Source organism: Micromonospora nigra (genome assembly GCF_900091585.1).
Classification (GTDB): Bacteria; Actinomycetota; Actinomycetes; order Mycobacteriales; family Micromonosporaceae; genus Micromonospora; species Micromonospora nigra.
On the sequence record NZ_FMHT01000003.1, the window covers coordinates 3,061,456 to 3,076,893 of the forward strand.

Genomic DNA, 15,438 nt, shown 5'->3' on the forward strand with positions numbered 1-15,438 from the left:
GTCGACATCCCGCCTCTGGCGGGTCCGAGCGAGGCAGGCGAGGCGGATGACGACGATCGGGTCAGAGAACCTGACGAACGGGCCGGGCAAAGCGGAGCGGTTCGGTGGGAAGTACCGCGGCGCCCGCCGGGACACCGTGCTGACCGAGGTGGTGTCCACCGACACCGACCTGCCGGGACGCGAGACCGCCGCAGCACCGGAACAGGCCGGCCAGGCCATGTCCCTGCCGTCGCTGGATTCGAGCCCGCTCACCGAGCCGTCGTTCCCGCCGTCCGGCTGGCCGACGGAGCCGTCGGAGTCGCTGGTCGACCACCCGCTGCTGCGCGGTCTCCTCCTGGAGTTGCCCCCCAAGGGCAGTGTGCCCCCGCCCGGCTGGCTGGACCGCTGGTTCGAGGCGACCCGCGCGATCCTGGAGCTGCTATACGTGCAGGGCTCCGGCCGTTCGCGCTGAGGCCGGACGCTCCGGCATGGCCCGCTCGGCGAGCCGGTTGTGCCGCAGGGCGTGGCGTACCCCGATGGCGGCGACGCCCAGCACTCCGAGGGTGACGGCGAAGCCGGTCACGCCCGGCCCGGTGGGCAGGTTCGCCCCGCTCGCCGTCGCCAGGGCCGGCAGGATCGCCAGCCCGGTGACCTGCACGGGAAGCCCGACGAGCGGGTGCGCCGCAGCGGCCCGCAGCCCGTGCGGCGCGGGGATCCGGGGAACTGCGGCGAACGCCTGTGCACCCGCCCGCACCCGGCGCAACCGGCGCACGGTGCAGACCGCGACCACAAACGCCGGGGCGGCGGCGAGGGCGAGCCCGGCCGCGGCCCGGTCCGCCGGCACGGCGGCGCTGGCGAGACCTGCCAGGAACACCGCGCCGGTCAGTCCGATGCCGGCCAGGGTCAGCCCGAGAACCCATCCGGTGCGTCTGCGGAGCAGCCGGGCCCGGTCCAGCCGGGGTAGCCCGTCCGCGAGCCAGCCAGCGACCCACCACACGACGGCCACCGGAACCAGGACGGCGAGGTGGGTTTCCATACCGGACAGCCTTTCCCGATTCCGGCGTTCGTGAATCAGGGGCGTGCCCCTGGTTCGTCCCGTACCGGGTCCCGTAGGGGCCATCCCACTGGTGTTATGGGGAATCCGACATGTTTATCTGCGTCCATCGGCCGAACTACCCTCACCTCGATCGGCGTTCATCGATTCACCTGCCACGAGCCGGTGGACGGTCGATGCCGGTCGGAGGGAGGTAGGAAGATGACTCTTCCACACAGGTCCGTTCTCGTCGGGCTGGCCGCGCTGGCCATGGTGGCGACAGCATCGCCCGCCATGGCCGCCGAACCGGTCGGCATGATCCGCAACGCCGGCGGCGCGACCGCCGTGACCGACAGCTACATCGTGGTGTTCAAGGACGACGCGGTGGCCCGTCCGGCCGTCGGATCGTCCGTCGACCGGCTGCGCAGCCGCCACGGTGGCACGGTGGCCCGCACCTGGAACTCGGCCGTCCGCGGTGCCGAGATGCGCGTCAGCGCGCGGGCAGCCGCCCGGATCGCGGCGGACCCCGCCGTCGCGTACGTCGAGCAGAACCACGTCGTGTCGATCGCCGGCACGCAGACGAACCCCCCGTCCTGGGGAATCGACCGCGTCGACCAGCGCAACCTGCCGCTGGACAGGTCGTACACGTACCCGAACACGGCGACCAACGTGACGTCGTACATCCTCGACACCGGCATCCGGATCAGCCACTCGGACTTCGGTGGTCGGGCCGTCTGGGGCACCAACACGGTCGACACCAACAACACCGACTGCAACGGCCACGGCACCCACGTCGCCGGCACCACCGGCGGCACGGCGTACGGCGTCGCCAAGGGCACCCGCCTGGTCGCCGTCAAGGTGCTCAACTGCTCCGGCAGCGGCACCACCGCCGGGGTCATCGCCGGCGTCGACTGGGTGACCGCCAACGCGGTCAAGCCGGCCGTGGCGAACATGAGCCTCGGCGGTGGGGCCAGCACCGCGCTCGACAACGCGGTCGCCAGCTCGATCGCCTCCGGAGTCACGTACGCGCTGGCCGCCGGCAACTCCAACGCCAACGCCTGCAACTCCTCGCCGGCCCGGACCCCCGCGGCGATCACCGTCGGCGCGACCACCAACACGGACGCGCGGGCCTCGTACTCGAACTACGGCACCTGCCTGGACATCTTCGCGCCGGGTTCGTCGATCACCGCGCCGTGGATCACCAACGACACGTCGACCAACACCATCAGCGGCACCTCGATGGCGTCCCCGCACGCGGCGGGCGCGGCGGCCCTGGTGCTGTCGGCCAACCCCTCGTGGACCCCGCAGCAGGTTCGGGACTCGCTGGTCAACAACGCCACCAGCAACGTGGTGACGAACCCGGGCAGCGGCTCGCCGAACAAGCTGCTCTACGTCGTCAACGGCAGCACCCCGCCCCCCACCAACGACTTCTCCGTCTCGGTCTCGCCGACCTCCGGGTCGGTCGCGCCGGGTGGCTCGGCCACGGCCACCGTGTCCACCGCCACCACCAACGGGTCCGCCCAGTCGGTCAGCCTCTCCGCGAGCGGCCTGCCGTCCGGGGCCACGGCCTCGTTCAGCCCCGCCACGGTCACCTCCGGCGGCTCCTCGACGCTGACCATCAACACCTCGGCCAGCACCCCGGCCGGCACGTACACCGTGACCGTCTCGGGAACCGCGACGTCCGGCACGAAGACCGCGACCTACTCGCTGACGGTCACCGGCAGCGGGGGTGGCAGCTGCGCCGGCACCAACGGCACCGACGTGGCGATCCCGGACCGCAGCACGGTGACCAGCTCCATCACCATCACCGGCTGCAACCGCAACGCCTCCTCGGCCTCGACGGTGGCGGTCAACATCGTCCACACCTACCGCGGTGACCTGGTCATCGACCTGCTCGCCCCGGACGGCTCCGCCTACCGGCTGAAGAACAGCAGCTACTTCGACGGCGCCGACAACGTCAACGCCACCTACACGGTGAACCTCTCCGGTGAGGCGGCGAACGGCACCTGGCGGCTCCAGGTCCAGGACGCCTACTCCGGCGACACCGGCTACATCAACACCTGGACCCTGACCCTCTGACGCACGACGACACGCAGGCCCCCGCCGGTCACGGCGGGGGCCTGCGGCGTACGGGATCAGACGGCGAAGCTGCCGGGGTGCTCGGTCGCCGGCCTCGGCGGCTTCGCCTTCCACAGCCCGGTCTTCTGCGCCGCCAGTCGGGTCAGGTATGCCGGGTTGAGGATCACGTACCGCCGCCACAGCCGCTTCGGCTCCAGGCCGAGCCGCCAGAACCACTCCAACCCGGCCCGCTGCATCCACGACGGCGGATTACGCAACAGCCCGGCGTGGTAGTCGAAGGCCGCCCCGACCGCCATCAGCGGCATGTCCAGCAGCGGTCGCATCGCGTACGCGAAGATCTCCTGGCGGGGGCAGCCCAACCCGACCAGGACGAGGCGCGCACCGCTGGCGCGGATCCGGTCGGCGATCTCCACGTCCTCGCCCGGCTGCACGGCACGGAACTTCGACGGCTCCACCCCCGCGATCTTCAAAGCCGGGAACATCCGCTCCAGCGCCGGGATCAGGCGCGACAGCGTCTCCTCCGTGGAGCCGTACAGGTAGACGGGCAGGCCCTCGTCGGCGAACCGGGAGAGCACGTGCAGGGTGAGCTGCGGCCCGTAGACCCGGTCGGTGAGGCCGGCGCCGTGCAGCAGGTTCAACGCCCAGCGCACCGGCTGGCCGTCGGGCGTGACCACGTCGAAGGAGTTCAGGCGGGCGTTGTGCGCCGGGTCGAGGACCCCGGTCATCACGCCGTGCACGGCGAGCGCGGTCAGCGCCAGCGGTCGGCGTTCCTGCGCCGCCACGACCACCTGCTCGGTCGCGGCGGCGTAGTCGGTGGCGTCGACGAGGACGCCCAGGACGTTGCGCTTGCCCCGCTCGTTCACGGCCGCACCTCGCTGACGCTCGCTCATGACCCCGGCACCCACTTGTCGACGTTGGCCTCGTAGATCTCCCGCATGATCATCGGTACGTCGTAGACCTGCTTCCAGTCCGGGTAGTCGGCCTGGAACGCCTCGTTGGAGCCGATCCACCACTTGTGGTCGCCGATCCGGTTCGCCTCGACGTACTCGGAGATCATCTCCTGGCCGGTGATCCGCTCGGCCTCGGCGAACGCCTCCCGCATGGAGGTGTTGGAGTGCCGCCCGCCGCCCAGGTTGTAGACGGCCGCCGAGCGCGGGTTGCGGAAGAACGCCTCGAACGCCGACACCACGTCGGAGCTGTGGATCGCGTCCCGCACCTGCTTGCCCTGGTAGCCGAAGATCTTGTACGTGCGGCGTTCCATGTTGGCCCGCATCACGTACCCGAGGAAGCCGTGCAGTTCGGTGGCCGAGTGGGCCGGCCCGGTGAGCGTCCCGCCCCGGAAGCAGGCCGTCCGCATGCCGAAGTAGCGACCGTACTCCTGCACCATCACGTCGGCGGCCACCTTCGACGCGCCGAAGATGGAGTGCAGGCAGGCGTCGATCGACATGTCCTCGCGGATGCCCTGCTCGTACGCGTGCCCCGGCTCGATCTCCCAGCGGGTCTCCAGCTCCACCAGCGGCAGGTCGTTCGGCCGGTCGCCGTAGACCTTGTTCGTCGAGCAGTGCACGACCGGGGCCTCCGGGCAGTGCTCACGGACGTTCTGCAGGACGTTCAGGGTGCCGGCGGCGTTGACGTCGAAGTCGGTGAACGGGTCGCGCACCGCCCAGTCGTGCGAGGGCTGCGCGGCGGTGTGGATCACCACGGCGACGTCGCCGCCGTACCGCTGGAAGAGCTTGCCCAGCGCGGCGCGGTCCCGGATGTCGATGCTGTGGTGCGAGTACGACGGGCCAAGCTCGTCTGTCAGCCGGCGGACGTTCCAGGCGGTGGACGCCTCCTCGCCGAAGAACTCCTGCCGCATGTCGTTGTCGATGCCGACGACATCCAGACCGAGGCCGGCGAAGTGCCGGACCGCCTCGGAGCCGATCAGCCCGCCCGATCCGGTCACGAACGCGACACTCACACGCCACTCCTGGTCCGTCGGAGGCAGAAACCATCGGAGCATAGCGTGACGGGTGACCCGACCCGACATGGCAAGAGGGCCCCGCAAGCTGCGGAGCCCTCTGTCTATGGTGGGGAAGGGGGGAGTTGAACCCCCACGCCCTTTCGGGCACACGGACCTGAACCGTGCGCGTCTGCCATTCCGCCACTTCCCCGTGGCACGACCTCGAACACTGTAATCTGCGCCGCGCCCGCTGTCTCCAGCGGGGCCCGGTGAGCCTACCTGGCTGTCGGTCTTCACCGCGATCGGATAACGTCCCCGTGGGGCGGTCACCGTTCGTGGCGGACGAAAGAGTAACACGGCACGGTGGGCCCGTCCGAACGGGCCGCCGCCGGCGGGCCGAGCGGCGTGTGAGCTGCGGGCGCGCCGGACGGATACCATCATGTCCTCGGGACCCGAGGAGGAGCCGGTGAGCGTGCTGCAACGCTTCGAGAAGCGTCTGGAAGGCCTGGTCGAGGGGGCTTTCGCCAAGGTCTTCAAAGGGGTGGTCCACCCCGTGGAGATCCTCAACGCCATGCAGCGGGAGGCCGAGGCGCACAAGGCCATCCTGGCCGGTGGGCGCACCCTGGTGCCCAACCGCTACGTGATCGATCTCTCGCCGTACGACCACAGTCGGCTGGCGCCGTACGCTGCCGCGCTGGCCCAGGAACTGGCCCAGTCGCAGGCGGAGTTCATCGGCGAGCAGGCGTGGACGGTCTACGGCGACGTGATCGTCGAGATCGAGCGGGGCGAGGGGCTGGACACCGGCATGTTCCGGGTCACCGCCGAGGTCTACACCGGCGGCGAGGTCGCCCCGGTGTCCGCGCCCGGTGGCTACGACGCCGGCCCGCCGGCCTATCCCGCGTACGACCAGGGCGGCGGCTACGGCCCCCCGCCGGGCCACGGCGGCGGGCGCAACGTGCGGCTGGTCTCGGGCGACGGGCGCACCTACCCGCTCCAGATGGGCTCGACGGTGATCGGCCGCGGCGACCAGGCCAACCTGCGCCTGCCCGACGTCGGTATCTCCCGCCGACACGCCCGGCTGGACTTCGACGGCGGTCAGGTGGTGCTCACCGACCTCGGCTCGACCAACGGCACGATGGTCAACGGTCAGCGGGTCTCCGCCGTCGCCCTCAACCCCGGCGACATGATCCAGCTCGGGACCACGACCCTGACCTTCCGCGTGGACGGCTGATCCGCCTTGCCGGAACTCGTCATCACCGTCGCCCGGTTCGGGTTCCTCATCCTGCTGTGGATCTTCGTGTTCACGGTGGTCGGCGTCATCCGCCGGGACCTGTTCGCGGGTGCCCGCTCGGGCCGGCTGGTCGCCGCGCCCCGCGGGGTGGGCGCGCCGGCCGGGCAGCCCGCCAAGCAGGCGAAGGCGAAGCGGGGCCGGGCGGCCCACCAGATGGTGGTCACCGCCGGCCAGTTGGCCGGCACCAGGATCACTCTGGGTGATTCTCAGATCACCATCGGTCGTGCCGAGGACTCCACCCTCGTCATCACCGACGACTACGCCTCCGCGCGACACGCCCGACTCGTGCCACGGGACGGGCAGTGGTTCGTCGAGGACCTCGGCTCCACTAACGGCACCTACCTGGATCGCGCTAAGGTCACCGGACCGACCCCCGTCCCCCTCGGCGTGCCGATCCGTATCGGCCGCACCTCTCTCGAATTACGGCCATGACTTTGACCCTGCGCTATGCGGCCCACAGCGACCGCGGTCTGATCCGAGACGGTAACCAGGACTCCGTCTACGCCGGGCCGCGGCTACTCGCCGTCGCCGACGGCATGGGCGGCATGGCCGCCGGTGACGTCGCCAGCAACATCGTCATCGGTGCCATGGCGCCCCTCGACGAGGACGTCCCCGGTGACGCCCTCGTCGACGCGCTCCGGTCCGCCGTGGGCACCGCCAACCAGCAACTCCGCGACACCGTGGACGCCAACCCCCAGATGGAGGGGATGGGCACCACGCTGACCGCGACCCTCTTCTCCGGCAGCAAGCTGGGCATGGTCCACATCGGCGACTCGCGGGCCTACCTCCTGCGCAACGGCGAGTTCGCGCAGATCACCAAGGACGACACCTACGTCCAGATGCTCGTCGACGAGGGTCGGATCAGCGCCGAGGAGGCGAGCAGCCACCCCCAGCGCTCGTTGCTCACCCGGGCGCTCGACGGCCGCGACATCGACCCGGAGTACAGCGTCCGCCAGGTGCTGCCCGGTGACCGCTACCTGATCTGCTCCGACGGGCTCTCCGGCGTGGTCAGCGCCGAGACCATCGCCGAGACCATGCGCGAGTACGCCGACCCGCAGCAGTGCGTGGAGCGCCTCGTGCAGCTCGCGCTGCGCGGCGGCGGCCCCGACAACATCACGGTGATCATCGCTGACGCCACCGACCAGGACATCGTCGAGGCCAGCCCCATCGTCGGCGGTGCCGCCGCCCGGGACCGGGGAATGGCCACCTCGGCCGACGTCTCCACCCCGGCCGCCCGCGCCTCGGCGCTGTCCGCGCCGCGACCCCCGGCACCCGAGGACGAGTCGGCGGCCAACGCCGACGACGAGCCGGAGGAGCGGCGACGCCGGCCCCTGCGGGCCCTGGCGATCGCCGGCGCGCTGCTGGTGCTCGTCGGTGGTGGTGCCTTCGGTGGCTGGACGTACACCCAGCGCCAGTACTACGTGGGTGCCACGGACGACGGCCAGATCGCCGTGTTCCGGGGCATCCAGGGCCAGATCGCCGGCATGGACCTGTCGACCGTCCACTCGGAGAGCACCGCCGAACTGGACGACCTGACGCTGGCCGCGCAGGAGCAGGTCAAGCAGGGCATCCCGGCCCGCAACCAGCCGGACGCCGAGCGGCGGCTCGCCGAGCTGACAGTCGACAGCCCGACGAACGTCAACCTCAAGCCGATCTGCCCGCCCACCATCCCCCCGGCACCGGTCGAACCCACTCCGACACCCACCCCGCCGGTTCCCCCGACTCCGACCCCGGCCGCGACCGCCCTGCCGACGGTCGACCCGTCCGGCCTTCCCACCGCGCCGGCCTCCACGCCCGACGCCCCACCCTCCGACACCTTCTCGCCGGCGGTCGACCCGGCCACCTGCCGGTCGCCCGAGTAGGCGTCGGCTCGAATCCGAGGACGATCGTGACCGCAGCGGCCACCCCGGCAACCTCGCCCGCCACCATGGGCGAGCAGCCCGGCGTACGCCTGGCCCGGTCCCGGCGCAACGCCGAACTGTCGCTGCTGCTGCTGGCCATGGTGCTGGTGGCCGCCTACGGGGCGATGGTCGAGGCGAAGGTCCTGGACACGGTCACCCCCGACTTCTGGATGCCGGCCGCCGCACTCACCGCGGTCTTCCTCGGCGCCCACCTGGTGATCCGGTTCCTGGCACCGTTCGCCGACCCGGCCCTGCTGCCGGCCGTGGCCCTGCTCAACGGGCTCGGGGTGGGCTTCCTGCGCCGGCTCGACCTGGCCAAGGCCGCCCCGCCGGACCGGGAGGGCCTGGCCATCTTCGCGGGCACCGGGGGCCGCCAGCTCGCCTGGACGCTGATCTCGGTGGTGCTCGCCGCCGGCCTGCTCACCCTGATGCGGGACCACCGGTCGATCTCCCGGTACGCGTACACCCTCGGCCTGTCGGGCATCGTGCTGGTGATGCTCCCGGCGGTGCTGCCGGCCAGCATCTCGGAGATCAACGGCGCGAAGCTGTGGGTCCGCATCGGCAGCTTCTCCATCCAGCCCGGTGAGTTCGCCAAGCTGGCGCTGCTGGTCTTCTTCGCCTACTACCTGGTCCGCAAGCGCGAGGTGCTGTCGCTGGCCAGCCGCCGCTTCCTGGGCATCGACCTCCCGCGTGGCCGTGACCTCGGCCCGGTGCTGGTGGTGTGGATCATCAGCCTCCTGGTCCTCGTCTTCGAGAAGGACCTCGGCACCTCGCTGCTCTACTTCGGCATGTTCGTGGTGACGCTCTACATCGCCACCGAGCGGGTCAGCTGGCTGCTCATCGGCCTGGTGCTGTTCTTCGGCGGCGCATACCTCGCGTACGTGCTCGGGGAGGCCGTGGGCGGGCCGTTCGCCAACTTCTACCTGCGGGCGCAGATCTGGCTGGACCCGTTCGCCGACCCCTACGAAGACGGCTACCAGCTGGTGCAGGGGCTGCTGGCGCTCGGCACGGGCGGCCTGTTCGGCGCCGGGCCGGGTGGTGGGCAGCCGCTGCTGCTGCCCGAGGTGCAGAACGACTTCATCTTCGCGGGCATCGGCGAGGAGATCGGCCTGTTCGGCCTCTCCGCGCTGCTGGTGGTCTACCTGCTGATCGTGGAGCGGGGCCTGCGGGCCGCCCTCGCGGTGCGGGACTCGTTCGGCAAGCTGCTCGCCGGTGGCCTGGCGTTCACGCTCGGTCTCCAGGTCTTCGTGATCGTCGGCGGGATCAGCAAGCTCATCCCGCTCACCGGCCAGACGACCCCGTTCCTGTCGGCCGGTGGCTCCTCGCTCATGGCCAACTGGCTGCTCATCGCGGTGCTGATGCGGGTCTCCGACGCGGCCCGCCGACCGGTCGCCGCCGGTGGCAAGGTCGCCCGCCCGAGCGGCGGGCCGCCGGAGCAGCTGCACGGTGCCCCCACGGAGGTGATCAAGCCGTGAACGCACCGCTGCGCCGGGTCGGCATCGTCGTCATGGTCCTGTTCGGTCTGCTCTTCGCGAACCTCAACTGGATCCAGGCGTACAAGGCCGACGAGTACCGCACCAGCGACTACAACGGCCGGGTCCAGGTCGCCGAGTACGAGCGCCGCCGGGGCAACATCGAGGCCGGCGGCACCGCGCTCGCGGTGAGCAAGGAGACCGACGGCGAACTGAAGTTCCTGCGCACCTACCCCGGGGGCGCGAAGTACGCGCACGTCATCGGCTACAAGCCGGTCAACCTCGCCGCCACCGGCGTCGAGCGGTTCGAGAACGACTTCCTCGCCGGCACCAGCGACCAGCTCATCGCCAACCGGGTGAAGGACATGTTCACCGGCGACCGCACCGCGGGCGGCAACGTGCTGCTCACCCTGTCCCGCCGGGCCCAGGACGTCGCGTACGACCAGCTGCGCAACAACAACCGGGGGGCGGACAAGGGCGCGGCCATCGCCATCGACCCGCGTACCGGGGCGGTGCAGGCGATGGTCTCCATGCCCAGCTTCGACCCCAACCCGCTGGCCAGCCACAGCACCAGTGAGGCGACCGCCGCGTACAACAGGCTGGAGCAGGACCCGGACCGGCCGCTGCGCAACCGCGCGCTGGCCGAGACGTTGCCGCCCGGCTCCACCTTCAAGATCGTGGTGGCCGCGGCGGCGCTGGAGAACGGCGTCGGTCCGGAGACCCGGATCCCGGCCGGGCCCAGCTTCACCCCGCCGACCTCGGGTGAGCCGATCCGCAACGCCGCGCCGTCGATCTGCCCGGAGTCCGAGGTGACCCTGATCGACGCGGTCACGGAGTCCTGCAACACCGGGTTCGCGCAGCTCGGCCTGCGGCTCGGCGCTGACACGATCAAGGAGAAGGCCCGCCAGTTCGGCTTCGAGCAGGACGACCTGCGGGTCGGCCGGCCCGGCGAGGGCGGCCTGGAGGTGGCCGCCAGCCGGACCGGCAGCATGGAGAACCCCGACGGCGGCGACGACCCGGGTGCGCTGGCCCAGTCGTCCATCGGCCAGCGCGACGTGCGGATGACCCCGTTGCAGGGGGCCCTGATCGCGGCCACGGTCGCCAACGGCGGCCGGCAGTACGAGCCGTACGTGGTGCGGCAGCTGCTCGGCCCCGACCGCACCACCGTCTACGAACCCGTCGAACCCCGGGTGCTGCGCCAGCCGGTCAGCAGCCAGGTCGCCGGAGACCTGCGGGACATGATGGTCAGCGTCGTCCGGAACGGCAGCGGCGGCAACGCCCAGATCAACGGCTACACCGTCGGCGGCAAGACCGGCACGGCCCAGTCGGCACCGGACCGACCCGACCACGGCTGGTTCATCGGCTTCGTGCTCGACAAGGACGGCAACGCCATCTCCGCCGTGTGCGTGCTGCTGGAACAGGCCGGCAGCGGCGGCAGTGCCGAGGCGGCCCGGATCGCCGGCCAGATCATGCGGGCGGTCATCGCCGAACCCGGGGGGCGCTGACATGTTGAGCCCCGGCGTCCAGCTCGGCAACCGCTACCGTCTCGACGAGCGGATCGCCAGCGGCGGCATGGGCGACGTCTGGCGCGGCACCGATCAGGTGCTCGGCCGCACGGTCGCCGTGAAGAGCCTGCTTCCGGCGCTGCTCGACGAACCCGGCTTCGCCGAGCGGTTCCGGGGCGAGGCGCGGACGATGGCGACGATCAACCACCCCGGCGTGGTCGACGTCTACGACTTCGGCAACGACCAGCAGATCGCCTTCCTGATCATGGAGTACGTCGAGGGCGATCCGCTGTCGGCGACGCTGAGCCGGGTCGGCCGGCTCACCCCGGCCCGCACGATGGCGCTGGTCGCGCAGGCCGCCGACGCCCTGCACGCCGCCCACGGCAAGGGCATCGTGCACCGGGACGTCAAGCCCGGCAACCTGCTGGTCCGGCCGAACGGCACGCTCGTGCTGACCGACTTCGGCATCGCCCGCTCCGAACTGGTCGGCCAGCTCACCGCCGCCGGCTCGGTGCTGGGCACCGCGTCGTACATCTCGCCCGAGCAGGCCACCGGGCAGGTCGCCACCCCCGCCTCCGACGTGTACGCGCTCGGTGTGGTCGCCTACCAGTGCCTCGCCGGCCGGCGGCCGTTCGAGGGTGACAACCCGCTGGAGATCGCCATGCGGCACGTCCGGGAGCATCCCCGGCCGCTGCCGCCGGACATCCCGCCGCAGGTGCGGGCGGTGGTGGAGCGGGCGATGGCGAAGGACCCGGCGGCCCGCTGGCCCAGCGCCGCGGCGCTGTCCAACGTCGCCCGGCAGTTGAAGGCGCAGCTCTCCCAGCAGGCGCGGGCCGGCGGCCAGAAACCTGTCTCCGGCGCTCCGTCCTCGCCGGCGCCCGCTCCCGGCCGCGCCCAGGTGCCGTCGCCCTCGTCGCCCCGCCCGCCGGCCGCCCAGCCGCCCCGGCCGCCCGTCACCGCCCAGCCGCCCCGGCCGCCGGTGAGCCAGCCGCGCCCCACCGTGGTCGCGCCGGCCGGGCACCCGCACCGGCCGGCGGCGCAGGCGTCGACCGGCTACCCGCGAGGGGCCGCCCCGACACGCCCACCTGCCGCCCGACCGGTGGCCTACGCGCAATCCGGCCCGCAGCCCGCACCCCGCCGTTCGCGAACCGGCGTCTGGTTACTCGCCGTGCTCCTGGCGGCACTGGTCCTGCTCTGCTCCGGCGTGATTTCCTACAAGGTGCGGGAGCAGTTGAATACCGGTGCGCCGGTGGTGGACGCCCCACGAACGGTGACATCCGACGCGCTGCGGCTCGCCGGACGAGACGATCTGGCCGGCACGGCGTACCGTCGACTGGATCGGGTCCGATCCGGCAGCGACGAGACGACGACGAGCGAAGGACGACAGACGCGATGACAGCGCAGGCCCGCCTGCTCGGAGGCAGGTACCAGGTCGGCGAGCTGCTCGGCTACGGCGGCATGGCCGAGGTGCACCGCGGTCGCGACCTGCGGCTCGGCCGGGACGTCGCGATCAAGATGCTGCGCACCGACCTGGCCCGCGACGCCACGTTCCAGATGCGCTTCCGCCGGGAGGCGCAGAACGCGGCGTCGCTCAACCACCCCGCCATCGTCGCCGTCTACGACACCGGCGAGGAGCAGGCGCCCACGGGCGAGACGCTGCCGTTCATCGTCATGGAGTTCGTCAACGGGCGGACGCTGAAGGAGGTCCTCGGCGCGGAGGCCCGCCTCCAACCCCGGCGGGCGCTGGAGATCTGCGCCGACATGTGCGCGGCGCTGGAGTTCAGCCACCGGCACGGCATCATCCACCGGGACATCAAGCCCGGCAACGTCATGCTGACCCAGACCGGCCAGGTCAAGGTCATGGACTTCGGGATCGCGCGGGCCCTGGCCAGCGGTGCCACCACCATGACGCAGACCAGCGCCGTGATCGGTACGGCCCAGTACCTCTCGCCCGAACAGGCCCGGGGCGAGGCCGTCGACGCCCGCTCCGACGTGTACGCCGCCGGCTGTGTGCTCTTCGAGCTGGTGTGCGGGCACCCGCCGTTCGTGGGCGACAGCCCGGTGAGCGTCGCCTACCAGCACGTACGCGAGGCCCCGCCGACGCCCAGCGACGTCAACCCGGACGTCACCCCGGCGATCGACGCGATCGTCCTCAAGGCGCTGTCGAAGAACCCGCTCAACCGCTACCAGAGCGCCGGCGAGATGCGCGCCGACCTGCTCCGCGCCGCCGCCGGGCGGCCCGTGATGGCCACTCCGGTGCTGCGCGAGGACGAGACGATGCCGATGTCCGCGGCCGGCGCGGCGGCGGGCTACCCGGCCGCCGCGGGCGCTCCGCAGACCCGGCAGATCCCGGCCCGGGTCGGTGACCCGCGGCAGCGGCGGGCCTCCTCCTGGCTCATCGCGACCTTCGCCGCGCTCGGCGTGCTCGCGGTGATCGCCCTGGTGGCCGCCCTCCTGCTGAACCAGCGCGACGCCGACGAGGTCGCCGTGCCGACGGTGACGGGGCTCAGTCAACAGGACGCGTTCGCCCAGATCCGACAGGCCGGCTTCAACCCGCAGGCCGGTGAGCAGGTCTTCGACGACAGCTGCCGGGAGGGCACGGTGGCGAGCCAGCAGCCCGCCGCCGGGGCGCCGTTGGAACCGAACAGCACGGTGACCGTCCGTGTCTGTGGCGGCAAGCCCGAGGTCACCATCCCGCCCGCCCTGGTCAACTCGCCCTTCGAGAACGTCGAGCAGCAGCTCACCGACCTCGACCTGGAGGTCGACCGCAAGGACGTCAACAGCAGCGCCGCCGAGGGCACCGTGGTCAAGGTGGACCCGCCCTCGGGCACCAGCGTCGCGGAGGGCACCAAGGTGACCGTCGAGGTCTCCAACGGCAGGATCACCAAGGTTCCGAACGTGCTCGACCGGACCCAGTCGCAGGCCGAGCGGGAACTCCAGCAGGCGGGCTACGACGTGGAGGTCGTCGAGGGTGACCCGGTGCCGGCGGCCGAGGCCGGCCGGGTGACCGCCCAGGATCCACGCGGGGGAACGGAACTGCTCAAGGGCAAGAAGGTGACCATCGAGGTGACCGTGCCGGAGAAGGTCGACCCGACGCCGTCGCAGTCGCCGCCGACTCCGACCCCGACGCCGACCGAACCGGATGACGACGGCGGCGGGGACGGCGGCGGCCTGCTTCCCACCCCGCCGGTGCGACTCCCCGACGACTGACCCACGCCCGATCCCGAGACGGGGAGGGCTGCCCGCTGCCGCCCGGTCCGGCGTCCGGCGGCTCGGTGTCGCCTTGGTGGGAGAGAGGGCCGGTCAGATGGTGGCGAAGGCGGCGCGGCGACGGGCGTCCACCTCGGCGGCCAGCGCCGGGGCACGGTCCAGCGCCTCGCGGTGACCGCAGGCGGCCAGCCAGTTGGCCAGCATCAGGTGCCCGCCCTCGGTCAGCACCGACTCGGGGTGGAACTGGACCCCCTCGATCGGCAGCGTGCGGTGACGCATCGCCATCACCACCCCCGAATCGGTCCAGCCGGTGACCTCCAGCTCGTCCGGCAGGGTCTCCGGCCGTACGGCGAGCGAGTGGTAGCGGGTCGCCGTGAACGGGTCGGGCAGCCCGGTGAGCACACCCGTCGACTGGTGCCGCACCTCGGAGGTCTTGCCGTGCAACAGCTCGGGGGCTCGGGCCACGGTGGCGCCGAACGCCTCTCCGATCGCCTGGTGGCCGAGGCAGACGCCGAAGATCGGCAGCTCGCCGCCGTAGCGGCGGATCACGTCGAGGCAGATGCCGGCCCGGTCCGGGCTGCCGGGGCCGGGTGACAGCAGGATGCCGTCCGCGCCGGCCTCGCCGACCCCGGCAAGGTCGATCTCGTCGTTGCGGCGCACCTCGCACTCCGCGCCGAGCTGGCCCAGGTACTGCACGAGGTTGAACACGAACGAGTCGTAGTTGTCGATCACAAGGACACGCATGGGGCTCACTCGTCGTCCGGGGGCGGGGTGTTGTTGGTCTCGGTGTCGTACGGCAGGTCGTGTTCGTCGCCGGGCGGCGCGTCCGACGGCACGTCACCGGCCGGCTCGCCGGGAACGCCCGAGTCCTGGGTGACCTGGACGTCGTCGAAGGGCAGCAGCGGCTCGGCCCACGGGAACACCACGTACCACAGCAGCGCGACCGTAGCGGTCGCCAGCAGCAGGCTGCCGGTCAGCTTGCCGGGCAGCCCGAAGGGAAGCTTGCGCCAGATCCAGCCGTACATT

14 protein-coding genes and 1 tRNA gene are annotated in these 15,438 nt (G+C 71.8%); 9 read left to right on the plus strand and 6 right to left on the minus strand.

Annotation, left to right across the window (positions count from 1 at the left end; genetic code table 11):
• Window positions 1-46: 46 nt before the first annotated feature.
• On the plus strand, window positions 47-451 hold the full coding sequence (locus tag GA0070616_RS12960; protein WP_091081452.1) for a hypothetical protein: 405 nt from the start codon (window positions 47-49) through the stop codon (window positions 449-451).
• Here the strand turns inward: GA0070616_RS12960 and GA0070616_RS12965 are convergent.
• Window positions 419-1,015 (minus strand): hypothetical protein, encoded by a 597-nt coding sequence (locus GA0070616_RS12965; protein WP_091081454.1) that lies wholly within the window; start codon window positions 1,013-1,015, stop codon window positions 419-421. The two genes, GA0070616_RS12960 and GA0070616_RS12965, sit on opposite strands and share 33 nt — an antisense overlap.
• A gap of 219 nt (window positions 1,016-1,234) precedes the next feature.
• Between GA0070616_RS12965 and GA0070616_RS12970 the strand changes: the two genes are divergently transcribed.
• Complete coding sequence (locus GA0070616_RS12970; protein WP_091081457.1) at window positions 1,235-3,091, plus strand: S8 family peptidase; 1,857 nt, start codon at window positions 1,235-1,237, stop codon at window positions 3,089-3,091.
• Between the two features lie 56 nt (window positions 3,092-3,147).
• Here the strand turns inward: GA0070616_RS12970 and GA0070616_RS12975 are convergent, their stop codons facing one another.
• The 3 genes from GA0070616_RS12975 to GA0070616_RS12985 form a co-directional block, all read right to left on the minus strand.
• Window positions 3,148-3,981, minus strand: a complete 834-nt coding sequence (locus tag GA0070616_RS12975) for a WecB/TagA/CpsF family glycosyltransferase (protein WP_091090640.1) — start codon at window positions 3,979-3,981, stop codon at window positions 3,148-3,150.
• The gene (locus GA0070616_RS12980) at window positions 3,978-5,093 is read right to left on the minus strand and encodes an NAD-dependent epimerase/dehydratase family protein (RefSeq protein WP_175440067.1); all 1,116 of its coding nucleotides are present in this window, start codon (window positions 5,091-5,093) and stop codon (window positions 3,978-3,980) included. The genes GA0070616_RS12975 and GA0070616_RS12980 overlap by 4 nt, the downstream gene beginning before the upstream one ends.
• A 65-nt stretch (window positions 5,094-5,158) precedes the next feature.
• A tRNA-Leu gene (locus tag GA0070616_RS12985) sits at window positions 5,159-5,244 on the minus strand.
• A 228-nt stretch (window positions 5,245-5,472) separates the two neighbouring features.
• Here GA0070616_RS12985 and GA0070616_RS12990 point away from each other — a divergent pair.
• Genes GA0070616_RS12990 through pknB form a run of 7 tightly spaced genes read left to right on the plus strand, consistent with a single transcriptional unit; the run spans window position 5,473 to window position 14,412 of the window.
• Complete coding sequence (locus tag GA0070616_RS12990) at window positions 5,473-6,264, plus strand: FHA domain-containing protein (RefSeq protein WP_088976758.1); 792 nt, start codon at window positions 5,473-5,475, stop codon at window positions 6,262-6,264.
• Window positions 6,265-6,270: 6 nt separating this feature from the next.
• Window positions 6,271-6,756 carry an FHA domain-containing protein FhaB/FipA gene (locus GA0070616_RS12995; protein ID WP_091081462.1) on the plus strand — a complete coding sequence of 162 codons (486 nt, stop codon included), beginning with the start codon at window positions 6,271-6,273 and terminating at the stop codon, window positions 6,754-6,756.
• Window positions 6,753-8,186: a PP2C family protein-serine/threonine phosphatase gene (locus tag GA0070616_RS13000; RefSeq protein WP_091081465.1), complete on the plus strand. Its 1,434-nt coding sequence runs from the start codon at window positions 6,753-6,755 to the stop codon at window positions 8,184-8,186. Before GA0070616_RS12995 ends, GA0070616_RS13000 begins: the two co-directional genes overlap by 4 nt.
• Before the next feature lie 26 nt (window positions 8,187-8,212).
• On the plus strand, window positions 8,213-9,700 hold the full coding sequence (locus GA0070616_RS13005; protein WP_091081467.1) for an FtsW/RodA/SpoVE family cell cycle protein: 1,488 nt from the start codon (window positions 8,213-8,215) through the stop codon (window positions 9,698-9,700).
• The gene (locus GA0070616_RS13010) at window positions 9,697-11,202 is read left to right on the plus strand and encodes a peptidoglycan D,D-transpeptidase FtsI family protein (RefSeq protein ID WP_091081470.1); all 1,506 of its coding nucleotides are present in this window, start codon (window positions 9,697-9,699) and stop codon (window positions 11,200-11,202) included. The genes GA0070616_RS13005 and GA0070616_RS13010 overlap by 4 nt, the downstream gene beginning before the upstream one ends.
• Window position 11,203: 1 nt before the next feature.
• Entirely contained in the window at window positions 11,204-12,598 is a 1,395-nt protein-coding gene (locus tag GA0070616_RS13015; RefSeq protein WP_091081473.1) for a serine/threonine-protein kinase, read from the plus strand.
• Window positions 12,595-14,412 carry a Stk1 family PASTA domain-containing Ser/Thr kinase gene (gene pknB, locus GA0070616_RS13020; RefSeq protein WP_091081476.1) on the plus strand — a complete coding sequence of 606 codons (1,818 nt, stop codon included), beginning with the start codon at window positions 12,595-12,597 and terminating at the stop codon, window positions 14,410-14,412. Before GA0070616_RS13015 ends, pknB begins: the two co-directional genes overlap by 4 nt.
• A gap of 93 nt (window positions 14,413-14,505) precedes the next feature.
• On the opposite strand, the gene GA0070616_RS13025 is transcribed toward pknB, so the two are convergent.
• Together GA0070616_RS13025 and GA0070616_RS13030 are read right to left on the minus strand one after the other, a co-directional pair.
• Window positions 14,506-15,156: an aminodeoxychorismate/anthranilate synthase component II gene (locus GA0070616_RS13025; protein WP_091081478.1), complete on the minus strand. Its 651-nt coding sequence runs from the start codon at window positions 15,154-15,156 to the stop codon at window positions 14,506-14,508.
• A 5-nt stretch (window positions 15,157-15,161) separates the two neighbouring features.
• Window positions 15,162-15,437 (minus strand): hypothetical protein, encoded by a 276-nt coding sequence (locus tag GA0070616_RS13030; protein WP_091081481.1) that lies wholly within the window; start codon window positions 15,435-15,437, stop codon window positions 15,162-15,164.
• Window position 15,438 lies beyond the last annotated feature (1 nt).

Bases quoted from the DNA above. Each gene is read 5' to 3' on its own strand.
- pknB (WP_091081476.1), top strand. From the start codon at position 12,595: ATGACAGCGCAGGCCCGCCTGCTCGGAGGCAGGTACCAGGTCGGCGAG.
- GA0070616_RS12965 (WP_091081454.1), bottom strand. From the start codon at position 1,015: ATGGAAACCCACCTCGCCGTCCTGGTTCCGGTGGCCGTCGTGTGGTGG.
- GA0070616_RS12960 (WP_091081452.1), top strand. From the start codon at position 47: ATGACGACGATCGGGTCAGAGAACCTGACGAACGGGCCGGGCAAAGCG.
- GA0070616_RS12975 (WP_091090640.1), bottom strand. From the start codon at position 3,981: ATGAGCGAGCGTCAGCGAGGTGCGGCCGTGAACGAGCGGGGCAAGCGC.
- GA0070616_RS12980 (WP_175440067.1), bottom strand. From the start codon at position 5,093: ATGCTCCGATGGTTTCTGCCTCCGACGGACCAGGAGTGGCGTGTGAGT.
- GA0070616_RS13025 (WP_091081478.1), bottom strand. From the start codon at position 15,156: ATGCGTGTCCTTGTGATCGACAACTACGACTCGTTCGTGTTCAACCTC.
- GA0070616_RS12990 (WP_088976758.1), top strand. From the start codon at position 5,473: ATGTCCTCGGGACCCGAGGAGGAGCCGGTGAGCGTGCTGCAACGCTTC.
- GA0070616_RS12970 (WP_091081457.1), top strand. From the start codon at position 1,235: ATGACTCTTCCACACAGGTCCGTTCTCGTCGGGCTGGCCGCGCTGGCC.
- GA0070616_RS13015 (WP_091081473.1), top strand. From the start codon at position 11,204: ATGTTGAGCCCCGGCGTCCAGCTCGGCAACCGCTACCGTCTCGACGAG.
- GA0070616_RS13000 (WP_091081465.1), top strand. From the start codon at position 6,753: ATGACTTTGACCCTGCGCTATGCGGCCCACAGCGACCGCGGTCTGATC.
- GA0070616_RS13030 (WP_091081481.1), bottom strand. From the start codon at position 15,437: ATGTACGGCTGGATCTGGCGCAAGCTTCCCTTCGGGCTGCCCGGCAAG.